This is a genomic window from Rhodococcus erythropolis R138 (assembly GCF_000696675.2).
Taxonomy (GTDB): domain Bacteria; phylum Actinomycetota; class Actinomycetes; order Mycobacteriales; family Mycobacteriaceae; genus Rhodococcus_F; species Rhodococcus_F erythropolis.
On record NZ_CP007255.1, the window covers coordinates 2,793,201 to 2,814,067 of the forward strand.

At 63.1% G+C, this 20,867-nt stretch carries 20 protein-coding genes; 7 read left to right on the top strand and 13 right to left on the bottom strand.

Annotation, left to right across the window (positions count from 1 at the left end; all coding sequences use genetic code 11):
• Positions 1-171: 171 nt before the first annotated feature.
• The 5 genes from H351_RS13085 to pdhA are packed head-to-tail and all read right to left on the bottom strand — an operon-like array spanning position 172 to position 5,365.
• Positions 172-825 (bottom strand): hypothetical protein, encoded by a 654-nt coding sequence (locus H351_RS13085; RefSeq protein ID WP_029255736.1) that lies wholly within the window; start codon positions 823-825, stop codon positions 172-174.
• A 29-nt stretch (positions 826-854) separates the two neighbouring features.
• Positions 855-2,060: an MFS transporter gene (locus tag H351_RS13090; RefSeq protein ID WP_019749231.1), complete on the bottom strand. Its 1,206-nt coding sequence runs from the start codon at positions 2,058-2,060 to the stop codon at positions 855-857.
• Between the two features lie 10 nt (positions 2,061-2,070).
• Complete coding sequence (locus H351_RS13095; protein WP_029255735.1) at positions 2,071-3,306, bottom strand: dihydrolipoamide acetyltransferase family protein; 1,236 nt, start codon at positions 3,304-3,306, stop codon at positions 2,071-2,073.
• Positions 3,303-4,280, bottom strand: a complete 978-nt coding sequence (locus H351_RS13100) for an alpha-ketoacid dehydrogenase subunit beta (protein ID WP_029255734.1) — start codon at positions 4,278-4,280, stop codon at positions 3,303-3,305. The genes H351_RS13095 and H351_RS13100 overlap by 4 nt, the downstream gene beginning before the upstream one ends.
• Positions 4,277-5,365, bottom strand: a complete 1,089-nt coding sequence (pdhA, locus tag H351_RS13105) for a pyruvate dehydrogenase (acetyl-transferring) E1 component subunit alpha (protein WP_029255733.1) — start codon at positions 5,363-5,365, stop codon at positions 4,277-4,279. Before pdhA ends, H351_RS13100 begins: the two co-directional genes overlap by 4 nt.
• Positions 5,366-5,586: 221 nt before the next feature.
• Between pdhA and H351_RS13110 the strand changes: the two genes are divergently transcribed.
• Entirely contained in the window at positions 5,587-6,615 is a 1,029-nt protein-coding gene (locus H351_RS13110) for a phosphotransferase family protein (RefSeq protein WP_020908344.1), read from the top strand.
• Here H351_RS13110 and H351_RS13115 read toward each other — a convergent pair.
• From H351_RS13115 to H351_RS13125, 3 genes are read right to left on the bottom strand one after another with little or no spacing between them, the layout of a single operon-like run.
• Positions 6,612-7,061, bottom strand: coding sequence for an acyl-CoA thioesterase (locus H351_RS13115; protein WP_029255732.1), 450 nt, complete (start codon positions 7,059-7,061; stop codon positions 6,612-6,614). The genes H351_RS13110 and H351_RS13115 overlap by 4 nt on opposite strands.
• The gene (locus tag H351_RS13120) at positions 7,058-8,296 is read right to left on the bottom strand and encodes a benzoate/H(+) symporter BenE family transporter (protein WP_003941402.1); all 1,239 of its coding nucleotides are present in this window, start codon (positions 8,294-8,296) and stop codon (positions 7,058-7,060) included. The genes H351_RS13115 and H351_RS13120 overlap by 4 nt, the downstream gene beginning before the upstream one ends.
• A gap of 36 nt (positions 8,297-8,332) precedes the next feature.
• Positions 8,333-8,806, bottom strand: a complete 474-nt coding sequence (locus tag H351_RS13125; protein ID WP_003941284.1) for an Lrp/AsnC family transcriptional regulator — start codon at positions 8,804-8,806, stop codon at positions 8,333-8,335.
• Positions 8,807-8,908: 102 nt separating this feature from the next.
• Here H351_RS13125 and H351_RS13130 point away from each other — a divergent pair, with 102 nt between their 5' ends.
• Entirely contained in the window at positions 8,909-9,532 is a 624-nt protein-coding gene (locus H351_RS13130; protein ID WP_003941342.1) for a LysE family translocator, read from the top strand.
• A 22-nt stretch (positions 9,533-9,554) separates the two neighbouring features.
• Positions 9,555-10,391 (top strand): sulfurtransferase, encoded by an 837-nt coding sequence (locus H351_RS13135; protein ID WP_029255731.1) that lies wholly within the window; start codon positions 9,555-9,557, stop codon positions 10,389-10,391.
• 1 nt (position 10,392) lies between these two features.
• Here H351_RS13135 and H351_RS13140 read toward each other — a convergent pair whose 3' ends face one another.
• Both H351_RS13140 and H351_RS13145 read right to left on the bottom strand, forming a co-directional pair.
• A complete protein-coding gene (locus H351_RS13140; RefSeq protein ID WP_003941357.1) occupies positions 10,393-10,854 on the bottom strand; it encodes a DUF6328 family protein in 462 nt (153 codons plus the stop codon).
• Between the two features lie 13 nt (positions 10,855-10,867).
• Complete coding sequence (locus tag H351_RS13145; protein WP_029255730.1) at positions 10,868-11,686, bottom strand: shikimate 5-dehydrogenase; 819 nt, start codon at positions 11,684-11,686, stop codon at positions 10,868-10,870.
• A gap of 127 nt (positions 11,687-11,813) precedes the next feature.
• On the opposite strand from H351_RS13145, the gene H351_RS13150 reads away from it, so the two are divergent.
• On the top strand, positions 11,814-13,388 hold the full coding sequence (locus H351_RS13150) for a molybdopterin-dependent oxidoreductase (RefSeq protein ID WP_029255729.1): 1,575 nt from the start codon (positions 11,814-11,816) through the stop codon (positions 13,386-13,388).
• Here the strand turns inward: H351_RS13150 and H351_RS13155 are convergent.
• Positions 13,375-14,010 carry a TetR/AcrR family transcriptional regulator C-terminal domain-containing protein gene (locus H351_RS13155; RefSeq protein WP_019749222.1) on the bottom strand — a complete coding sequence of 212 codons (636 nt, stop codon included), beginning with the start codon at positions 14,008-14,010 and terminating at the stop codon, positions 13,375-13,377. The genes H351_RS13150 and H351_RS13155 overlap by 14 nt on opposite strands.
• Positions 14,011-14,168: 158 nt before the next feature.
• Here H351_RS13155 and H351_RS13160 point away from each other — a divergent pair, with 158 nt between their 5' ends.
• Positions 14,169-15,401, top strand: a complete 1,233-nt coding sequence (locus H351_RS13160; RefSeq protein ID WP_021334169.1) for a metal-dependent hydrolase family protein — start codon at positions 14,169-14,171, stop codon at positions 15,399-15,401.
• Position 15,402: 1 nt separating this feature from the next.
• Here H351_RS13160 and H351_RS13165 read toward each other — a convergent pair whose 3' ends face one another.
• A complete protein-coding gene (locus tag H351_RS13165; protein ID WP_029255728.1) occupies positions 15,403-16,104 on the bottom strand; it encodes an HNH endonuclease family protein in 702 nt (233 codons plus the stop codon).
• 80 nt (positions 16,105-16,184) lie between these two features.
• The gene (locus H351_RS13170) at positions 16,185-17,105 is read right to left on the bottom strand and encodes an NADP-dependent oxidoreductase (protein ID WP_029255727.1); all 921 of its coding nucleotides are present in this window, start codon (positions 17,103-17,105) and stop codon (positions 16,185-16,187) included.
• Between the two features lie 92 nt (positions 17,106-17,197).
• Between H351_RS13170 and H351_RS13175 the strand changes: the two genes are divergently transcribed.
• On the top strand, positions 17,198-20,014 hold the full coding sequence (locus H351_RS13175; RefSeq protein WP_029255726.1) for a DEAD/DEAH box helicase: 2,817 nt from the start codon (positions 17,198-17,200) through the stop codon (positions 20,012-20,014).
• Complete coding sequence (locus H351_RS13180; protein WP_029255725.1) at positions 20,011-20,784, top strand: SWIM zinc finger family protein; 774 nt, start codon at positions 20,011-20,013, stop codon at positions 20,782-20,784. Before H351_RS13175 ends, H351_RS13180 begins: the two co-directional genes overlap by 4 nt.
• The last annotated feature ends 83 nt before the right edge of the window (positions 20,785-20,867 follow it).

Consider the following 20,867-nt stretch of genomic DNA (forward strand, 5'->3'; position numbering starts at 1 on the left):
GTAGTTCGATCAACTTCTGGATCAGTTCGAGCGGGTTCAGATCTTCGAGGCTCACGGTAAAGACTCCTTCGCTGTGGAACTACTTGATTCGGACATTTCAGAACATACGTCATGCCCCGCCGTCGCGGGAGGGCTTAACGGCGAGAATCTCTGAATCACAAAGATTTAGGACTAAAGTCGGATGCTCCGGTGCCTTGAGAACGCGATTGCTGCCGTATCCGGGCGTAGCGCTTCACGTTTCGCGGCGATGGGCGATCGTGCCATCAAAATGGCTGCAGCACAGGCCCATACCAGAGCGATCAGAACGCCAGCTATCACTCCGAAAAGGCCGCTCATCTCGGCGGCCAGTGCGCTGGCACCGATCGCAGCAACCCCCACGAATCCGAGACCGGCGACTACCGGACGCCACTGCGGGGCAGAGATCAAGATCGCCGAGCAGTACAGCGCGGTCGCCGCTGCCACATGTCCGCTGGGCAACAGGTCCTGGGGCACATCGGGGAGCCAGGAACCGAATGCCGCATTGGTGAGATTGGCGCCCATTCCGAGGAGCAGGATCGCGCCGATGCCGTATGGCAGTCCGCGGATCATCGAGACGACGGCCAGAGCAGTAGTGGCTGCGAGTACAGCGGTGACGTCGAATCGGCCTACCGTCCACTCGGCAAGTGCGCGCACCTGTTCGGGGACGCTCACCCCAGGCGAGGTGGGTCGCACGAAATACAAGACGCCCAGCGCTACGACGGCGATCGCAGCAAGGACGAGGAAGCGAGTGGTTGTGGAGGGAGCGGGGTGCTGGGTGGAGGTCGAGACGGTCACGAGTACCAGCATCCCTGTTGAGTCTGTGCCGATCGTGAGGATCAGCTGTGAGGTCTGTAGGCGGTCGGAGAATCGCGCCGAACGACACCCGCACAAGCCGCTGCGACCAGGACGCATGCAAACGGGATCAACATTGCTGTGGTGAGAGGCACAAGCGTGGTGACCCAGCCGATGGTTGCCGGACCGGCGAGGAATCCGATGTATCCCATGCCGACGACGCGAGACATGTTGGTGCCGGCCGAACCTGAGCCCAGATTTCCCGCCGTGGTGAAGATCTGCGGAATGCATCCCGACAGGCCGGCGCCGAACAGGGCCCAACCGAGCAACGTCAGTGGTAGCCAGCCCGACACCACGACGGTCAGCATTCCGATGGACGAGAGCAACGCACCGTAGCGAACCACTGCCACCGGGCCGACTGCCGCGCTGATCCGATCCGCGGTGAATCGGCCGACGGTCATCATGGCAGAGAATGCACCGAACGACAGTGCAGCAACGGCATTCGAGACACCCAGATCTTCCTTGACCTGCAGTGCGCTCCAGTCGTTTGCCACTCCCTCGGCCAGCATCAGAACAAAGGCGAGGGTTCCGAGGGCAAGTACGCGAGCCGAGAATCTGCCGTGTGTCTTTCCGGTAGTCGACGCGGTTTCGGCATGCACGTCGACGTGAGGGAGCAGGGGTCGCGAGCACAACCAGACCGCGAGCAAGCCGATTGCCGACGCGATGCTGAGCGTGACGTACGGCGGAAGATCCAGTGCGAGAGTGCCGAATCCGATGACGGACCCTAATACGCCGCCGACCGAGAACATGCCGTGAAAGGCCGCCATGATCGGGCGCCGGTACAACTGTTCGGCCTCGACAGCCTGCGAGTTCATCGACACGTCCAACGCGCCGTTCGCGAAGCCGAATACAACAAGTGCAGCGCCCAGTTGCCAGGTGTTCGTGGCAAATCCCGGGCCGAGAGTGGCGAATGCCAGCCCGCTACCCGCCAGGATGACCATGCGCCTGCTGCCGTATCGATCGGCGAGCGGACCGCTCAATTGCATACCGGCAATGGCTCCGACAGCAAGAAGGAGAAGCAGTGAGCCGAGCGTCGAGTGACTGATTCCCACACGGTGTTCGATGGACGGAATGTGGACGACCCACATCGCGAGCAGAAATCCGTTGATGCCGAAGATGCCGAAGATGCCGGCCCGGGCGCGTACCAGGGCGGAGGTGGGGACTACTCGGTCGGTGGGGTTGACGCTCACTCGTTCCTTTTTACAGGTGAGACAGCAACAGGTCCGGGTCCGCGAGCATCTGTGCGACAAATGAGAGGAATCTCGCGGCCTGCTCACCATCGAGTATCCGGTGGTCGAACGTCAACGTCAGTGTCGCGACGCTCCGCGCTTCGATCTTGCGCTCGATTACCCAGGGACGCTCGCTCACTGTGCCCAGGCAAAGGATGACGGCTTCTCCCGGATTGAGGAGCGGAATGCCCCCGTCGACGCCGAAGACTCCGACATTGGTGATCGTGACGGTTCCGCCGGTCAGGTGATGGACGTCGGTCACTCCCGCGCGGGCAGCGACGGTCAGTTCGGTCACCGCGCGTGCAAGTTGGACCAGGCTCAGCGTCTCGGCGCTTTTGATGTTGGGCACGGACAGTCCACGTTCGGAGGCGACGGCGATGCCGAGATTCACGTGATCGTCGATGACGGCGTCGCCGCGGGCCTCGTCCCAATGCGCGTTCACCATCGGGTGCGACGAGATCGCCGTAACCAAGGCCCTGGCCGCGAGAGTCAGCGGAGTGAGAGAAAGTCCGGTGAATGCGTCCGAGGGACGGAGCCTGCCGAGTAGTTCCATCGAAGGCGTGACATCGGCGGTGAGGAAGACGCTGGCCTGAGGGGCACGGGTACTGGCGACCATCGCCGACGCCATCTGTTTCCGCATGCCGGACGAGACCGGCTGTTTCTGTATACCGGATCCGGCCGGCCGCGGAGCTTCATTCGACGCGGCCTTCACGCGAAGCGCGTCTGCGACGTCCGCTGCCGTGACGGCACCGTCGAATCCACTTCCGGTGATTTCGCTCAGATCGATGCCGGCTTCGCGGGCCGCGCGCCGCGCCGAGGGTGTTGCGGGCCGACGCTCGGTACTCGCCGCGGTTTGCGAGTGTGGCGTGATCCTGTTCCGTCGTCGGCTCGGTCTCTCGGCCGCGGGTCCGTATCCGACCAGCACGCTCGGAGATTGTGAATCACTTGGAGACGGTGAATCTGCAGGCTCCTCGATACGGATGATCGGAGTGCCGACCGGGACGGTAGTGCCAGGTTCGACGAGGAGTTCTCTGACAACGCCGACGTAGGGCGACGGCAGTTCGACAAGAGCTTTGGCTGTCTCTACCTGGGCGAGAACTTGATTGAGTTCCACCGTGTCGCCGACGCCGACCGTCCATTCGACCAGATCGGCGGACGTCAGGCCCTCGCCGAGATCCGGCAACCGGAATTCGTGCCCTGTACTCATGCTGCCAGCGTCCGGTCGAGTGCTGCGAGGATCCGGTCGGCGTCCGGAAGGTGAAATCGCTCGAGCTTGACGGGCGGGTAGGGGATGTCGAATCCGGTGACCCGCAGGATCGGTGACTCGAGCTGATAGAAGCAGTGTTCCGCGACGTGTGCTGCGATTTCGGCGCCGACGCCGAGAAACTTCGGCGCCTCGTGGACGACGACCAGCCGTCCTGTCTTGTTCACCGACGCCTCGATCGTGTCGAAGTCGATGGGGGAGAGTGAACGCAGATCCACGACCTCCAGATCGTGGCCTTCTTCTTCGGCGATCCGCGCGGCGTCGAGCGCGGTGGGGACCATGGATCCGTACGCAACTACTGTCGCGTCGTCTCCAGGGCGAGCGACGCGGGCACGGTGGAGCGGAAGCTCGGGCGCGGCATCGGTATTCACGTCGGCGGTATCCCAGTAGCGCCGTTTGGGTTCGAGGAATATCACCGGGTCGTCGGCCGCAATGGATTGGCGGATCATGTGAAAACCGTCGATCGGATTGCTCGGGTACACCACCCGCAGTCCCGCGGTGTGAGCGAAGTACGCTTCCGGCGACTCCGAATGATGTTCCACCGCACCGATTCCGCCGCCACTGGGAATCCGAATCGTCAGTGGCGCAGACGCAGCGCCTCGGGTGCGGTACTGGATCTTGGCCACCTGCGAGACGATCTGATCGAAAGCCGGGTAGACAAACCCGTCGAACTGAATTTCGCAGACAGGCCGATATCCGCGCAAGGCAAGACCGAAAGCTGTTCCCACGATCCCTGATTCGGCGAGGGGCATGTCGATCACCCGAGTGTCGCCGAAGTCCTTCTGCAGGGCGTCGGTAACCCGGAATACACCGCCGAGACGGCCCACGTCCTCTCCCATGATGACAACGCGACGATCGTCTTCGAGTGCGCGTCGAAGGCCGGTGTTGAGCGCGGTCACCAGATTCATGACGGTCATGACGAAGCCCCTTCCATGCTGCGGAGATACGCGCGATGCTCTTCGCGTTCAACGTCGATCAGTGGGTGTGCCTCGGCGTAGACGTGATCGAAGAGCGCTGACGGGGGTGGATCGGCGAGCGCGATGGTTGCGCGTCGCAGTCCAGCTGCGACGTCGTCGGCCGCCGCCGCGATGGTGCTGAGTTCGTTTTCTCCGAGAAGATCTCGACGGCCGAGGAACAGACGCATTCGCTCGAGCGGATCGCGGCTTCTCCACTCCGACATGTCGGTATCGGCGCGGTACCTGCTCGGATCGTCGGACGTCGTGTGCGGGCCCATTCGGCAGGTGATCGCCTCGATGAACGTCGGGCCGCTGCCTTCGCGTGCGCGATTGAGCGCCGAGCGCGTGACTGCGAGAACGGCGAGGACGTCGTTGCCGTCGACGCGGATCGCGGGGATGCCGTAACCGATCGCCCGATGTGAGATGGGCGTGCGTGACTGGAGGGATACCGGTTCACTGATGGCCCACTGGTTGTTCTGGCAGAAGAAGACAACGCCGACACGGAAACTGGCGGCAAATCCCATCGCCTCGGCGATGTCGCCCTGACTTGTGGCGCCGTCGCCGAAGTACGCGATCGTTGCGATCTCGGCGCCGTCCAGGTGTGCGCCGAGTGCGTATCCGGTGGCGTGCAGCCCTTGGGAGCCGACGACGATCGCCGGATTGGTGACGTTGAATTGTTTTGGATCCCAACCGGAATGGGAGATTCCTCGCCACATGGTGGTCAGCAATTCGGGGGGAACTCCCCGGCAGTACGCGACGGCATGTTCGCGGTAGCTGGTGAACGCGAAGTCGTCTGGGGCGAGTGCTCTCGCGGAACCGACCTGGGCGGCTTCTTGGCCGAGCATCGGAGCCCACAAACCTATTTCGCCTTGACGCTGCAGGGCAACAGCTTCGGTGTCGATTCGGCGACTCACGACGAGATCGCGATACAACGACAGCAGTTCGTCAGGCCCGATGTCTGTTATCAGACGGTCGAATTCGGGACGGCACACTCGTGCGCCGTTCGGTTGGATGAGTTGGACCGGATAATCGAGGTTGTCGATCATCTTCGCTCACCTCGGTTTCTGCTCATGCCCGGCGCGCCTCGTGAGTACGCCGCACAATCCCGATGTGTTGTATGCAGTTGTCGCTCTACCATCAGGATCCCCCTGATTGGGAAATCCGCAAGTATTTTCACTGCCGTATCAAGACCTGAACTTCGAACTGGCGAGTAACAAACGTGTCGGTACGGCCAACCGATCGGAATTCAACCGCTAGCATCGGTGCGGTGACTGCAGTCGGTTTGAACGAAGAAGCTGTTTCCGCGTGGATCGCCGAACTGGGGGTCGGCGCCACGACACCACTGACTTTCGAGAGGATCGGTAACGGGCAATCGAACCTGACCTACTCCGTGACGGATGCGGGCGGAGGACGGTGGGTACTGCGCAGACCTCCACTCGGCACGTTGTTGGCGTCCGCGCACGACGTCGTTCGCGAGCACCGCATCCTGTCCTCGCTCCAGGGAACCAAAGTGCCGGTTCCGAAGATCCTCGGCATCACGGAAGATCCGGAGATCACGGACGCTCCGCTGGTCCTCATGAGCTACATCGACGGCGTTGTGATCGACGGCGTTCCAGTGGCTCAGAAGTTGACCGAGGACGAGCGTCGCGCGGTCGGATTGGCGATGCCGAAAACCCTCGCAAGCATTCACGGGGTTGACCTGGAAGAGACCGGCCTCGACGATCTGGCCAGCCGCAAGCCCTTTGCCGAGCGTCAGCTCAAACGGTGGTCGGCGCAGTGGGAGAAGTCGAAGACCCGCGATGTTCCGGACGTCGACAGGTTGGCCGAGATTCTGCACCGAAACATTCCGGAACAGAACGAAGTGACCTTGGTTCACGGCGACTTCCACCTCAACAACGTCATCACCGACCCGGTCGAGGGGCGCATCGTTGCCGTCGTCGACTGGGAGCTGTGCACGTTGGGGGAGCCGCTCGCGGATCTCGGTGCGCTACTCGCGTACTGGCCGGAAGCCGGTGACAAAGTTGCCGGTCCGTTCATGGCGTCCACGCTGGAAGGCTTCCCGAACCGCGACGAGCTGGTCGCTGCCTACGTCGAGGCGACCGGCCGCGACGTGTCAGCGGTCGGATATTGGCACGTACTCGCTCTGTGGAAGCTCTCGATCATCGCCGAGGGCGTGCTGCGACGCATTCTCGACGATCCGCGGAACAAAGCCGAGCACGGCGGCCCGACGGTCGCGCTGATCGACGGAATCGTTGCACGCGCCGTCTTGACGGCAGATCAGCTCGGCCTGAGCTAGTTTTCGGTCAAGGTCCCGGCTGCTGATCTGATCGCAGCCGGGATCTCCACCGGCTTACGGGTGTCGGCATCGACGTAGACGTGCACGAAGCGACCAGTCGCGGCAGGTTCCCAATGGCCGCTTTCGACCTCGTGGAATATCGCCAGCGCGTAGATGATGCTCTTGGTGCCCAGCTTCTCGACGGAGATACCCACCTGCAACTGCTCGGGGAACGACAGTTCGCTCAGGTACCTGCACGACGTCTCGGCGACGACGCCGATGGCAGGCAGATTGCGGATGTCGGTTCCAGTGGAAGACATCAGCCAGGCGTTGACCGCGGTGTCGAAGTACGAGTAGTAGGTCACGTTGTTGACGTGGCCGTAGTGATCGTTGTCGTCCCACCGCGTCGGGACGGGCCAGAGAACGGGAAACTCGCTGATCGACGGGGGCGTCTGCGCTGTGCTCACGGCTTCGACTGTAGTGAGGACTTTCGCGAGAGTGAGGGCAGGGTGGTGCCCTGTAGGACTGCGCGCACGATCAGCCCCACCAACAGTGCCCAGAATGCCGAACCGATTCCCAGGATACTGACCCCGGATGCGGCGATCAGAAACGTGACCACGGCGCCTTCACGTTCACTCGCCTCGCTCAGCGCCGACGTGAGGGCGCCGGCAAGCGTGGCCAGGAGCGCCAGTCCGGCAACAGTTTCCACGACTCCGGCCGGTGCGGCGGCTACCAGAGCCGCCACCGCGGCCGCGCCGGCAGCGAGAACGAGATACGCCCAGCCTGCGGTGAAGGCAGCGATCCATCGACGTTTGGGATCCGGATGTGCGGTGGGGGCGGCGGCCAGGGCTGCGCTGATCGCCGCGAGGTTGATCGCATGGCCACCGGCCGGTGCGCCGACGATGGTGCCGATACCCGTCACGATCATCGACGGTCGCCAGGGAACGGTGTAGCCGAACGAATTCATCACGGCCACACCGGGAATGTTCTGCGAAGCCATCGTGACGATGTAGAGGGGAATCGCAATGCCGATCATTGCCTGCCAGGTCCACGACGGCGCGGTGAGATCGATGCGGGGAATCATGGCGCCGGCGTCGAGCACTCGATCCGACGTGACGAGGCTGATCCCGATCACGACCGCTGCTGTGAGAAACGCGAGCGGAACCGCCCATCGCTTGGAGAAGCGCTGCGCGGCAAGCCAAACCAGGATGACGGGCGCGACCGCCGCCGGTGCGTCCCGGACGGCGATGATCGGCGCCAGGCACAACGGCATCAGAACCCCGGCGAGCATCGCTTGCGCGAGGGGCGTCGGGATTGCCGAGATGATCCTTCCGAGCGTCGGCCACAGTCCGGTCAGCACGATCGCGATTCCGACGACGATGAATGCTCCGACCGCGGCCGGCCACCCACCCTCGACCGCTCCGGCGCCGGCGAGCAGAGCGGCACCGGGCGTCGACCAGGCCAGGGTGATCGGCATCCGATACCGGCGTGAGAGCCAGAGCATTCCCAACGCTTGGGTCACACACAGAACCAGCAGTCCGGACGCCGCCTCGGTTGCGTCCGCACCGACAGCCGCGAGGCCGGTGAGCACCACCGCGAACGAACTGGTGAAGCCGACGAGGGCCGTGACGATGCCTGCGCTCATCGGTTGCGAGTTGCTGCGAACGGCTTCCGGTTCGGTGGTATCTGTGGAGTCCGACATGGTCAGTGATTCTGCCCGACCCGCCCCAGACCCGATTTACCTGTCCGGTCGGATGGGTGAGGTGACCGCTTTGCCGTAGATGAGGTGCGTTTGGGCGTGCCAGACCTCGGGATGTGCGGCGAGGTGGTCGATCAATACTCGCTGTAGATGAGCACTGTCACGGACCGCGACGTGGAGGAAGAAATCCTCAGGCCCCGAGACGTTGAAGAGCGCAAGCGTTTCCGGCAGTGCTAGGGCGTCGGCGGTGAACCGGTCGACGAGGTCGCGGCGGTGTGGTCGCAGTTGAACGGCGATGATCGCCTGCATCGACCGGCCAACGGCTGCCGGATCGACAACCGCGTGGATACCGCTGATCGTTCCGTTGGCACGTAGGCGTCGTACGCGCTCGTGGCACGAGGAAGTCGCCAAGCCGACTCGATCGGCCAACACCTTGTTGGTGATCGACGCGTCGTTCTGCAATTCGGCCAAAATCTTCCAGTCCACCGGATCCAGAGGCTCATTCTTCGTCATCTGCCGAACTATATCCGGAGTCGTTTTGAACTTCCCGGATCCAGTTGCACACTCCTGGCATGAACATGTGTCTCGAATCAGCTCGGGTGTGAGGTATTTCGGATGAGTGTCGGTCAATGGCTCGCTTTCGGTTCCCTGCTATCCATCGTCCTGTTCACGCCGGGACCGGATTTTGTCCTGATCCTGCGTCATTCTCTGGCAGATCGTCGGACCGGCGCGGTGGTGGCCGCCGGTGTGATTTCCGGGCTCTTCGTTCACACCGCTGCCGCGTCACTTGGTCTCTCCGCACTTGTGGCGACACGGCCACAGTTGCTCTCTGCGCTCACATACGCCGGGGCGGCATATCTGACCTGGCTCGGCATCTCCGCGATTCGAAGTGCTTTCAAAGCCCGAGCCTCGGACGAGGGAATTCCGGCAGCGAAAGAACCGATCGCGGTCACCACGGCATTTCGCTACGGCTTCCTCTCGAACCTGCTGAACCCGAAGGCGCTGTTGTTCTTTCTCGGGCTACTCCCGCAATTCATCGAGCCGGGTGAAGGCGCAGGGCTGCGCACGTTGATGTTGGCGGGCGCGACGGTGGTCGCCGCGGCACTGTGGTGGGCGATCGTGGTGGTGTTGGCGGCCGGAGCCGGCAAGAAGCTGCGTCGTCCTGGCGTCGGCAAGCGAATCGACGTGGTGACGGGAGTGTTGTTGGTGGGTCTCGGTGCCTTCTTCGGGGTTGCATGAGTGGTCGTGTCAGGATGGGTTCATGACACTTCCCGTGCTGATCGATGTCGAAGAACTGTCCGCTCTCATCGAGGCCGGCGCTGCGCCGCGATTGCTCGATGTCCGATGGGCGCTGGGTGATTCGAACGGCGAGCAGCATTTTCGCGACGGCCATATTCCCGGCGCGGTCTTCGTGAACCTCGACGAGGAACTTGCCTCGCCGCCGTCGCCGGACAAGGGAAGGCATCCGCTGCCGAGTCTCGAAGACCTGCAGGACGCTGCGCGTCGTTGGGGAATCGACGACGGTGATTCGGTGGTGCTTTACGACGCCACCGGCAACACGGCCGCTGCCCGTGGTTGGTGGCTGCTGCGGTGGGCCGGGCTCTCGGATGTCCGACTGCTCGACGGCGGGCTACAGGCCTGGGAGTCCGCGGGACTGCCGTTGGCGGCCGGTATCGGTGAGTCGGTCACTCCGGGCAGCGTGACTTTCACCGGCGGCAACATGCCGACGGTCGACATCGACGGCGTCGGCGACTGGACGCGTGCGGGCGGTGTGCTTCTCGACGCCCGAGCGGGGGAGCGGTACCGCGGCGAGGTCGAGCCGATGGATCCCGTCGCAGGGCACATCCCCGGTGCGGTGAGCGCGCCGACCGCGGAGAACATCACCGGCGACGGGCGGTTCCTGGATGCGACCCGCCTGCGTGAGCGGTTCGCCGGACTGGGCGCCGGAGACAGTGTCGCGGTGTACTGCGGATCCGGAGTAACTGCAGCGCATGAGATTGCGGCACTCGCGATCGCCGGTTACGACGCGACGCTGTTCCCGGGCTCGTGGTCACAGTGGTCGAACGACAGCACTCGCGCCGTCGACACCGGAGCCTGACTCAGCTCTTGGTGCGATCGATGAATGACGGCACGAGAAACCACAGTGCCGTGAACATGATCGCGGCGCACGCTGCCAAGACCTTCGCAGCAACTCCGCCGACGGCGACCTCGGCGATCAACAGGACCGTGCCGGTCATGGAGGCGGCGAGAAAGGCTATGCCGCACAGGGCGAATCGGTTGGCCACGGGCAATATGTTCTCGCGGTGCCCACGGCGGAAGAGCATGCGATGCCAGACCGCGGGTGCCATCAGGAACCCGAACGAGATGGCAACAAGTATCACCGTCACCAAGTGGATGCCGCGGATGTACGCCGACGCTTCCTCGTAGCGTTCGGTGAATGCCACGGCCAGCAAGAAGGCAAACAGGATCTGCACACCAGAGAGCGCGACGCGCAGTTCTTGCAACAACTCGTTGAAGTTCCGCGCGAGTTGTTGAGGTGGAGTCTCCCCGGTCTCGTTCACGGCGACGTGGTTCCTACGCCCGTGAGTATTCCGACGCTCGCTGGATCTGCTCCGCGCTCGGACGCACGCCGGTGTAGAGCACGAACTGCTCGGCGGCCTGAAGGGCAATGACCGACGCTCCCGTGATCGCCGTCTTGCCGAGTTCGGTCGCCAACGCGATCAGTGGCGTGTTCGCAGGCATCGCGACGACGTCGAAGACGACATCGGCGGCGCGCACTGCTAGTTCGGGGAACGACAATGCATCTGCCTCTGCGCCGCCGGACATACCGATCGGAGTGGCGTTGATCAGTACACGGGGACGAAGCTCACCGAGTTCGGCCTGCCAGTCGAAGCCGTACTGCTTCGCGAGCGACGACCCCACTTGCTGGTTGCGGGCGATCACGGTGACGTCGGTGAATCCGGTGTCGCGCACCGCAGCGACGACTGCTTTTGCCATGCCACCGCTGCCGGCGACAGCGACGGACAGGCTCGTGTCGACGTCGTTGTCACGCAGCAGATCGGCCACCGCCTGATAGTCGGTGTTGTAGGCGTGCAGCACTCCGGACTCGTTGACGATCGTGTTCACGGAGTCGATGGCGCTGGCCGAATCGTGCATGACGTCGATGTGCTCGATGACCTGTTCCTTGAACGGCATCGACACCCCGCAGCCTCGAATCCCGAGTGCTCGGATGCCGCCGATCGCGGCTGGCACGTCTTCGGTGGTGAAGGCTTTGTAGACGAAGTTCAGGCCCAATTCCTCGTAGAGGTAATTGTGAAACCTGGTGCCGATGTTGCTCGGTCGCCCGGAGAGCGACATGCACAGGAGCGTGTCCTTGTTGAGGTCGACGGTCATTGTCCCCACTCTAATCGCGAGTTCGGCGTAGTTCTTGATGGAGGAGTGCACCCATCCGGATGTCCCGCAGCGCCGAATGTCGGGTATCCGATCGAAGCACCACTCGCACCGACAGAGCCGAGACGACATGGTCACACAGAACATCGACGAGCACCCGAGCACCGAATCTCGTCCACCGCGTCGTAGATGGGCTGCTCACGCGATCTCCGGAGTGTTGGCCGCGGCTGTCGTCCTGGGCATCGGTGAACTGGTGGCGCTGCCGATCAACCCGGACGCGTCGCCCTTCTACGCAGTTGGCGCGACCACCGTCGACCGAACCCCGGCGTGGGCTCGCGAGTTCGCGATCGACACCTTCGGCACCAACGACAAGCCGGCGCTGTTCATCGGAATGTCGATATTGATCGTTCTGCTCGGTGCGGTAGCCGGGCTGTTGGAACGGCGACGCCGCCCGATCGGCAGTGTCATCCTCGTTCTTCTGGGCGCGGTTGGTGTGTATGCGGCGATGCAGCGCCCGACTGCCGATGCGATGTACGTGTTCCCGACGCTGGTCGGTGTGGTGGCGGGCGTCGCAACCTTGCGGTTGCTGATCACGCAACTCGAGGTGCCGCTCTCGCCTGGCGTCGCCGACTCGTGGTTGCCTCGTCGTCAGTTTCTTCTGCTGGCAGGTGCGGCGTTGGCAGTGGCTGCGGCAGCGGGTGCCGCCGGGAAGTTCGTGGGGCAGAGAATCGCCGGAGCAGTAGCGAATCGTGAAGACTTTGTCGTGCCCACTGCCGCTGACCCGGCGCCGCCGATTCCGGCGGGTGCGGACATCGCGATTGCGGGTGCGTCGACGTACATCACGCCCAACGACGACTTCTATCGAATCGACACTGCACTCCTCGTTCCGCAATTGACGACGGATTCGTGGGAACTGCGGATTCACGGAATGGTGGACCGCGAGATGACGTTGTCGTTCGACGATCTGGTGGCGCGAACGCCCATCGAACGGGTCATCACGCTGACGTGTGTTTCCAACGAGGTGGGCGGCGTTCTGGCCGGGAACGCGAAGTGGATCGGTTATCCCATGAAGGACCTGCTCGACGAAGTCGGTGTCCATCCCGACGCCGACATGCTCCTGTCGACCAGCGTCGACGGCTTCACAGTCGGCACCCCGGTCGAGATAGTCACCGACGGCCGTGACGCGATTCTCGCCGTGGCGATGAACGGTGAGCCGTTGCCGTTCGAGCACGGCTATCCCGTTCGGCAAGTAGTTCCCGGCCTGTACGGTTTCGTCTCCGCCACCAAGTGGGTGACGGAGTGGGAACTGACGCGTTTCGACAAGGTTGAGGCCTATTGGACCCAGCGCGGTTGGGGTGCGCAGGCACCGATCAAGACGTCCTCGCGTATCGAGGTGCCGGCAGCTTTGGCGCCGATCGAGCCGGGCCAGGTGCTGGTGGCGGGAACGGCCTGGGCGCAGCATCGCGGGATCGAGAAGGTCGAGGTTCGCGTCGACAACGGCGAATGGCAACCGGCGACACTGGCGCAGGAGTACTCGATCGACACCTGGCGTCAATGGTCGTGGATGTGGGATGCAGGCTCAGGTTTGCACACCGTGCAGGTCAGAGCGACGGATTTGGACGGGAACGTTCAGGTGGAAGAGCGCACTCCGCCGATTCCCGGTGGAGCCACTGGATGGCATACGAGGTCGTTCACCGTGAAGTGACAGGTAGATCCGAATGGGATTCGGTATACAGGCGGACGACGCACTGGGCCATCCATCCAGCGATCAGCGTTCGCAGGCCGAAGTCGAAGGTGTCGTCGGTTCGCAGTGGGTTCGCGGCCTCACGCGTGACCTCGCTAGGGTTGGAGGATTGAGTCCACGCGACATCCGGCGTCGAGAGTTTCACGACGGATCCGAGAACCAGACTGTCCAGCGTGGAAATTGCGTGACGCGTATCGGTCGAATCGAAACCCCCGTCCGAAAATGCTTGAACGAGTGCAGTATCAATATCAAAAGTCACCTCGGTGCGGACGCTGCGTGTCATGAGTAGCGGGATGAGGCGCCAATGTTCGACGGCAGCTCGGCGATATGCCCACCCCCACGCGCTGATCCGTTCGCTCCATCCTGCGGGTGGGTGGGGGACAGAGATCGACGACATCACGCGGATGCGCATGAGTTCGACGATCTCGGATCGACCCGAAATATGTGTGTAGAGCGAAGACGGAGTCACGTTCAGTTGCTTGGCAATCCCGGGCATGGTGAAGTCGCCGGTTGCGTCGACAGCATCCAGAGCCGCGTCGGTGATGTTTCGCGTGGACAGTATCGGCTGAGTGGGACGCGGCATCGATTCTCCTGGTGAGGGATTCGTCGGCAATCTCGGACTTGATCGATTGATGACAACTCCTTGATTTCGGGAGCCGGTATGCATCATACTAACCGAACCCTATTCGGTATGTCGGCGGAATCTTCCGGCGATCGGTACACGTCGGAGGAACATTCAATATGTCTGTCGTATGGCTGACCGGTGCAACGATCATCGACGGCACGGGCGCCGACCCGATCGAGAACTGCGCTGTTGCCGTGGAAGATGGCCGCATCAGTGCACTCGGTGGAACGCCGCCTGCGGGGGCGGAGGTGCTGGACTGCACCGGGCTGACAATCACGCCCGGCCTCATCGACGCACACGTTCATCTCGGTGGATCGAGCGATCTCGCACCGAGTCTGCGGCGTCAGATCTCGGTAGCCGAGCTCGCTGCAGACATGTTCGCGACCTGCGCATCGACCCTCGACGGAGGATTCACCACTGTTCGTGACTGCGGCGGAATCGACGGTGGACTCGCCGGAGTTGTCGCCTCGGGCAAGATTCCGGGTCCGCGGATCATTCAGTGCGGCCCGATCCAGTGCCAGACAGGTGGACACGGACACCTGGCGGCCGAGTGGGAGCCGACTTCGGACTGGTCCGATCATGACATCCCCGGATTACGTTGTATGTCTCTGCTTTCCGACGGTCCGCACGAAATGCGAAAGAACGTTCGCGAGACGTTCCGCAGGGGTGCGGACTTCCTCAAACTGTGTGTTACCGGGGGAGTGGTATCGACTCATGACAAGCTCACCGATACCCAGTTCACGGTCGACGAGATCGAAGTTGCCGTCGAGGAAGCCAATGCGCGCGGTACCTATGTCACGGTGCATGCCCACAACAACGAGGGAATCCGAAACGCTGTCACTGCCGGCGCGAAATGCGTCGAGCACGGCTCAGGTATCGACGACGAGACTGCCAAGTTGATGGCCGAGCACGACGTCGCGTTGGTGCCGACGTTGGCTGTGGTGCAGGCACTCTCGGACAGCGCGGCGTCAGCAGGTCTACCCGAATCGATTTCGGCGCGGATCGGCCAGATGATGCAGGGTCAGATCGACGGGCTTCTTGCTGCTCGAAATGCCGGCGTCAGAGTGGGATTGGGATCGGACCTCATCGGTACCGATCAAACGGGCCGGGGAATGGAGCTAGTCCTGCGCGCCAAGGTCGAAACCCCGATGGACGCATTGGTTTCCGCTACCCGGATCAACGCCGACATTCTCGGTATCGCCGACGAGGTCGGCACCATCGAAGTCGGCAAGTTCGCCGACCTCGTTGCGTTCCGCGGCAATCCGTTGACGGATCCGTCCATCTTCGCCGATCGTGAGCGCATCGCACTCGTCATTCAGAGCGGTCGAGTGGTGAAGGACGGCCGGTAGCTCAACAGCGAGTGGCGAGTTCTGTCAACGCCGAGTGATCCGCCCGGCTGACCGGTAAGCCGTAGGAAATCGCGACGGTCAAGTACTTGCCGGCGTAAAAGCATCGGTATGCAGGATCGGGCGGCAACCACTCACTGGGCGTGCTGTCGCCTTTCGACTGGTTGTCGGGGCCGTTGACGGCCAACAGGTTCAGTGACGTGTCGTTCGCGAACCTCATCCGAAGCGCGGGCGTCCAGGAGTTCGCGCCGAAGTCCCAAGCCGCGGCGAGTGGGAAGACGTGGTCGATCTGGACGGACTTGGCCTGGCTGCGTTCGAATTCGATGCGATCACCGGAGTACGGGTCGGTCATCGCGCCCGACAGTACGACGCAGTCACGTGTTCCCGGTTTGAACACCACGTCCGAGAGATCATGGGCCAGAACGTTGTTGCGGGTATCGCACCCGTCGTGGCCACCTGGTGCGTCCTGGTCGTCGGACCAAGCGGGGCCGAAGACGCAAGCCTCGCCGTTACCGCAGCCGCGCTCGTATCCACCCGGATGTGGTCGGTTGTCGACAATCGCGGTCCGGGACAGCAGCGATTCGAGCTCCGATCGTGTCGGGCTGCCCGGGGCCGACTCGAGACGCTCGTCCCCGAACCATCCGCAGGACGCGACGAGACATACGAGCGCGAGCGTCGACAGGATCGCAGATAACCGTGCAACCACCTGTGCCCCCGCCCGTCGTAGACGGTGATTCAACGCCGCCCGTCGTAGAACGTGATTGAACCATCGGGGGCCGACAGAAATCAGCCGAACTCGATCACCACTTTGCCGGCTGAATGGCCGTCTTCGACTGCAGCGAGCGCTTCCCCAGCGCGGGAGAATGGGTAACGGCCGGCCACGGACGGGTCGAGGGTCCCGTCGGCCACGAGCGCCGCGACCTCCGTGAATACTGCTGTAGTTCTTCGGCGTTCGACACCACCGCCGCCGAGTCGGCTCGCCGCCAGAGGATCGGCGATGCTCAGGATCGGCGCGTCCGGTCGGGCGAGCTCAGCGCCGCGAGTGAGAGTGTCCCCGCCGACCAGGTCGAAAACCGCGTCCACTCCGCCTGGGGACAACGCGGACACTTCGCCTGCAAAGGCGTCTCCCGACGCAACCCACCGTGCTCCCGCTCCCTCGATCGCGGTTCGCTTGGACTCACTCGCGACGCCGATGACGTCGATGCCGCGAGACACCGCAAGCGCGGTCGTGCTGCGACCAACGCCGCCGCCGGCACCGAGGAGCAGGAGTGTCGCTCCGGGCTTGAGCCCGAGATCGTGGAGAGCGTCGTAAGCCGTTCCCGCCGCAACCGTCAGCACCGCGGCATCGGCCCAGGACACGGTCGGCGGCTTGTGTGCTGCCGACGAGACGTTGAGCAATGTCGACGCGGCGTAGCCGCCGAAGCCGGTAGCGGTAGCGCCGAACACTTCGTCGCCGACCTCGAACTCGGTGACCCGCGGACCTACTCCGATGACAACACCAGACACTTCGCGGCCCAGAACCGCAGGCAGCGTCACCGGGACAGTATCTTTTCGAGTACCCGCGCGAACTTTCCAGTCAGCTGGGTTGACGCCTGCCGCTCGGACCGACACCAGCAGTTGGCCGGCACCCGGTGGGGGCAGGGTGACGTCGAAGTAGGACTGTGTGTCGGGTCCGCCGTACTCGGTGAAGCCGTATGCCGTCGTCATGACTGCCAGCCTATTGCCCAGCCAGATCGGAAGGACGGTCCGGAAGGGTGGTGTCGAAGAGCGGTGTCGGTGGCACCTGATTGGATGGTCGGATGCTGCATGGACTCTGGTCACCGGGATCGGGGCTCAAACTGTGGGTCGACGGGCACGACGGTGCCGGAACCGACGATCCGCGAGATCCGGTCAGTGCTGTCCTGCATCGTAAGTTCCGTCATCGTGTGAATGTCGCTATGCCGCCCGTGCCTGGCGGGCCTTTGCAGAGTGAGTACGCAGCTGTTGCGTTGGCGCCGCCGGACGCAGTCGCTCTCCTGCTGCGGTTCAAGGCCGACGATCAGCGAATCGCGGGAGACCTGCACTTTCTCGTGCACGTGGCGCGAGGAATCGACCGTTGGGTGCGCGCCGGCCGGGTGGTGCCGGCGCTGACGCGAGCCGAGGGTAGTTGGTGGCCGCGGTGGCAGTTGTCGGTGGGGGAACGCCAGCGCGCCTGGATCGGCGAATTGGTAGTGGCCATGCCGCCGGTGCAGCGGTCAGTCGGCTCGCCGAGGGCGACGATCGAAGACATCACGAACGAACTCACGGACCCGATCGTCCGTCGTGTTCTCGGTGACTCGCATCCGGTGGTGCAGACCCCGCTGTGGCAGGCCGTGTTGTCCGGGGACGCTTTCGACGACGTGTCGGTACGAGCGGCCGAGGGACTCGCCGAATGGGGGTCGACGTTCACCGCCGGAGAGCCGGACCTGGTTCTGCGGCTGATCGAGCCTGAACTCGACGACAATTCCGATCCCGACGACGATGCGCTGTGGCGTCTGCACGTGTGTTTGCGTCCCGAAGGTGAAGCGCCCGAACGTGTTCGACTGCACCGGGCAGATCCCAAACGTATCCAGCTCGGTAGCCGCAAACTCGAAGAGGCGATCAAGGCTTACCCACGTTTTCGCGACGTGCCGCGCGACGAGGACAGTCTCGACCTGTTGCTGCCCACTCCTGTCGTGATGGACCTGGTCGGACACGGCGCGATAGTCCTGCGAGAGCGAGGGATCACGCTGCTGCTTCCGCGTGCCTGGAACGTGGTGTCTCCATCCCTGCGTGTGCGGGTGACCTCGGCGGCGTCTCCGATCGTTGCGGAGAATCGTACGGTCGGTATGGACCAATTGCTGGAATACGATTGGGAATTGGCGCTCGGAGACAAGGTGCTCACCGCCGAGGAAATGACCCGACTGGTCGATGCGAAGTCCGATCTGGTCCAGTTGCGCGGCGAGTGGGTTCAGGCGGACAAAGACGTCCTGGCCCGCGCGGCTCGTTTTGTCAGTCAGCGGCACTCGAGCGGGGACCGAGCGATTGTCGATCTGATCAAGGATTTGATCGCCGACGACCTCAAAGACCTGCCGGTCGAGGAAGTGAAGGCAACCGGATGGGCTTCGGCACTGCTCGACCAGTCGGTAGCTCCGCGGCAGGTCGCGGTACCGTCGACGGTCAACGCGACTTTGCGTCCGTATCAACGACGCGGTCTCGACTGGTTGGCGTACATGAGTGCCCTCGGGCTCGGCGCGGTACTGGCCGACGACATGGGTCTGGGTAAGACGCTGCAACTGTTGGCGTTACTTGCGCACGAGAAGTCCAAGACAGCAACACTTTTGGTGTGCCCGATGTCGGTCGTGGGAAACTGGCAGCGTGAAGCGGCGCGATTTGTGCCGAGCTTGCGCGTCTACGTTCATCACGGTTCGGATCGCGCTACCGGGGCGGAGTTGGAACAGGCAGTTCGTGAGAGTGATCTGGTGATCACCACCTACGCGCTCATGACCCGCGACGTCGCGGCGCTCAAGGATCTCGACTGGCGGCGCGTGGTGCTTGACGAAGCTCAACACATCAAGAACGCCAAGACATCTCAGGCCCGCGCTGCTCGCAGCATTCCTGCGGACCATCGCGTTGCTCTGACCGGAACGCCGGTGGAGAACCGGCTGGACGAGTTGCGGTCCATCCTCGATTTTGCCAATCGCGGGGTACTCGGCTCTGAGCAGATGTTCCGCAAACGGTTTGTCGTGCCGATCGAGCGGGAAAAAGATCAACTTGCCGTCTCGAGACTGCGAGCCGTCACGTCCCCCTTTGTGCTGCGACGGGTCAAGACCGATCCCTCCGTGATCGCGGATCTCCCGGAGAAGTTGGAGATGACGGTTCGAGCGAATCTCAGTGAGGAACAGGCGGCGTTGTACCGCGCCGTGGTGGACGAGATGATGGCGCAGATCAAGGGAACGGAAGGGATGAAGCGCAAAGGCGCCGTCCTGTCTGCGCTGACCAAACTCAAACAGGTGTGCAATCATCCGGCGCACTTCCTGCGCGACGGTTCGCCGGTGATGCGCCGCGGGCAACACCGTTCGGGAAAACTTGGCCTGGTCGAAGATATCGTCGAGTCGGTCACGGCCGACGACGAGAAGGTTCTGTTGTTCACACAGTTTCGTGAGTTCGGGGAATTAGTGGTGCCGTACCTGGCCGACCGGTTCACCACCGAGGTTCCGTTTCTCCACGGCGGCGTGTCCAAGGCCGGGCGCGACGCGATGGTCGAGGCATTCCAAGGCGCAGACGGTCCGCCCATCATGGTGCTCTCGCTCAAGGCCGGCGGCACGGGTCTGAATCTCACAGCGGCCAACCATGTGGTTCACCTCGACAGATGGTGGAACCCGGCGGTAGAGAACCAGGCGACGGACCGTGTCTTCCGCATCGGTCAGAGAAAGAACGTGCAGGTCCGCAAGATGGTGTGCGTCGGAACTTTGGAAGAGCGAATCGACACGATGATCGCGAGTAAAAGTGAACTCGCCGAACTTGCAGTCGGGACCGGTGAGAACTGGGTGACGGAGATGAGCGTCGAGCAATTGGACGAGTTGTTGCGACTCGGCGACGACGCGGTGGGCGAATGAGTCCGCGCGGTAAGGGCCCCGATTTCAGCGAGTACACCGGGCCCCGGCGGCGGGCACCTGCGCCGGTCAAGCCTCGTCCAGCGTTCGGGAGAACGTTCTGGGGCAAGGCTTTTGTCCGCGTCGTCGAAGAGATCGGCGACAAACCTCGTGTCACGCGTGGGCGAACGTATGCGCGTTCGGGTCAGGTTTTGGCGCTCGACATCGAACCGGGAGTGGTGACGGCCGAGGTTCAGGGCAGCCAACTTCAACCTTTCGTTTCCACGCTGTCGATCGACACTCTTGATCAATCGGATATCGACGACATCATCACCAAGATCCGCCGAGTGCCGGGAAGCCTTGCCGCGCTGGTGTCCGGCACTGTCCCGGACATGCTTGCTGCCCAACTGATACCGGACGGCCCGTCGGCTTTCCGTTTCGACTGCACCTGCCCCGATGACGGTTGGCCGTGCAAACACGCTGCGGCCGTGGCGTTCTTGACTGCCGAGCGGATCGACACCGATCCGCTGAGGTTGCTGAGACTTCGCGGGGTCGACCTGGAGCAGTTGATCGGGGGAGTGGAGGACGAGTCGACTGTTCCGGTAGACGTCGAGAATTGGTTCGGAATCGCTGCTGCCCTCCCCGCGCTACCGAAGGTGCAATTTCGACCGGCGATAGACGATCTGGATATCCGCCGTCTGCGTGAGGCGGTGGCGGCACTGGGATTGGACATGGCTCAGCAGAACGTCGCCTTGGACGAAATACGGTCCATCTACCGACGGTTGGACGGTTGAAATCGGACAACTCCGGACTGATGCTAGTTTCCTACCGTGAATTCCAGTATCGTTAATTGGACCGGTCCGGTCGGGACCTGCCC

Coding starts and splice junctions, on each gene's coding strand:
- H351_RS13100 (WP_029255734.1), bottom strand. CDS start 4,280: ATGACCGTCATGAATCTGGTGACCGCGCTCAACACCGGCCTTCGACGC.
- H351_RS13155 (WP_019749222.1), bottom strand. CDS start 14,010: ATGCCGCGTCCCACTCAGCCGATACTGTCCACGCGAAACATCACCGAC.
- H351_RS13150 (WP_029255729.1), top strand. CDS start 11,814: ATGGTCACACAGAACATCGACGAGCACCCGAGCACCGAATCTCGTCCA.
- H351_RS13130 (WP_003941342.1), top strand. CDS start 8,909: ATGAGTGTCGGTCAATGGCTCGCTTTCGGTTCCCTGCTATCCATCGTC.
- pdhA (WP_029255733.1), bottom strand. CDS start 5,365: ATGATCGACAACCTCGATTATCCGGTCCAACTCATCCAACCGAACGGC.
- H351_RS13125 (WP_003941284.1), bottom strand. CDS start 8,806: ATGACGAAGAATGAGCCTCTGGATCCGGTGGACTGGAAGATTTTGGCC.
- H351_RS13175 (WP_029255726.1), top strand. CDS start 17,198: ATGCTGCATGGACTCTGGTCACCGGGATCGGGGCTCAAACTGTGGGTC.
- H351_RS13085 (WP_029255736.1), bottom strand. CDS start 825: ATGCTGGTACTCGTGACCGTCTCGACCTCCACCCAGCACCCCGCTCCC.
- H351_RS13135 (WP_029255731.1), top strand. CDS start 9,555: ATGACACTTCCCGTGCTGATCGATGTCGAAGAACTGTCCGCTCTCATC.
- H351_RS13160 (WP_021334169.1), top strand. CDS start 14,169: ATGTCTGTCGTATGGCTGACCGGTGCAACGATCATCGACGGCACGGGC.
- H351_RS13180 (WP_029255725.1), top strand. CDS start 20,011: ATGAGTCCGCGCGGTAAGGGCCCCGATTTCAGCGAGTACACCGGGCCC.
- H351_RS13095 (WP_029255735.1), bottom strand. CDS start 3,306: ATGAGTACAGGGCACGAATTCCGGTTGCCGGATCTCGGCGAGGGCCTG.
- H351_RS13145 (WP_029255730.1), bottom strand. CDS start 11,686: ATGACCGTCGACCTCAACAAGGACACGCTCCTGTGCATGTCGCTCTCC.
- H351_RS13120 (WP_003941402.1), bottom strand. CDS start 8,296: ATGTCGGACTCCACAGATACCACCGAACCGGAAGCCGTTCGCAGCAAC.
- H351_RS13170 (WP_029255727.1), bottom strand. CDS start 17,105: ATGACGACGGCATACGGCTTCACCGAGTACGGCGGACCCGACACACAG.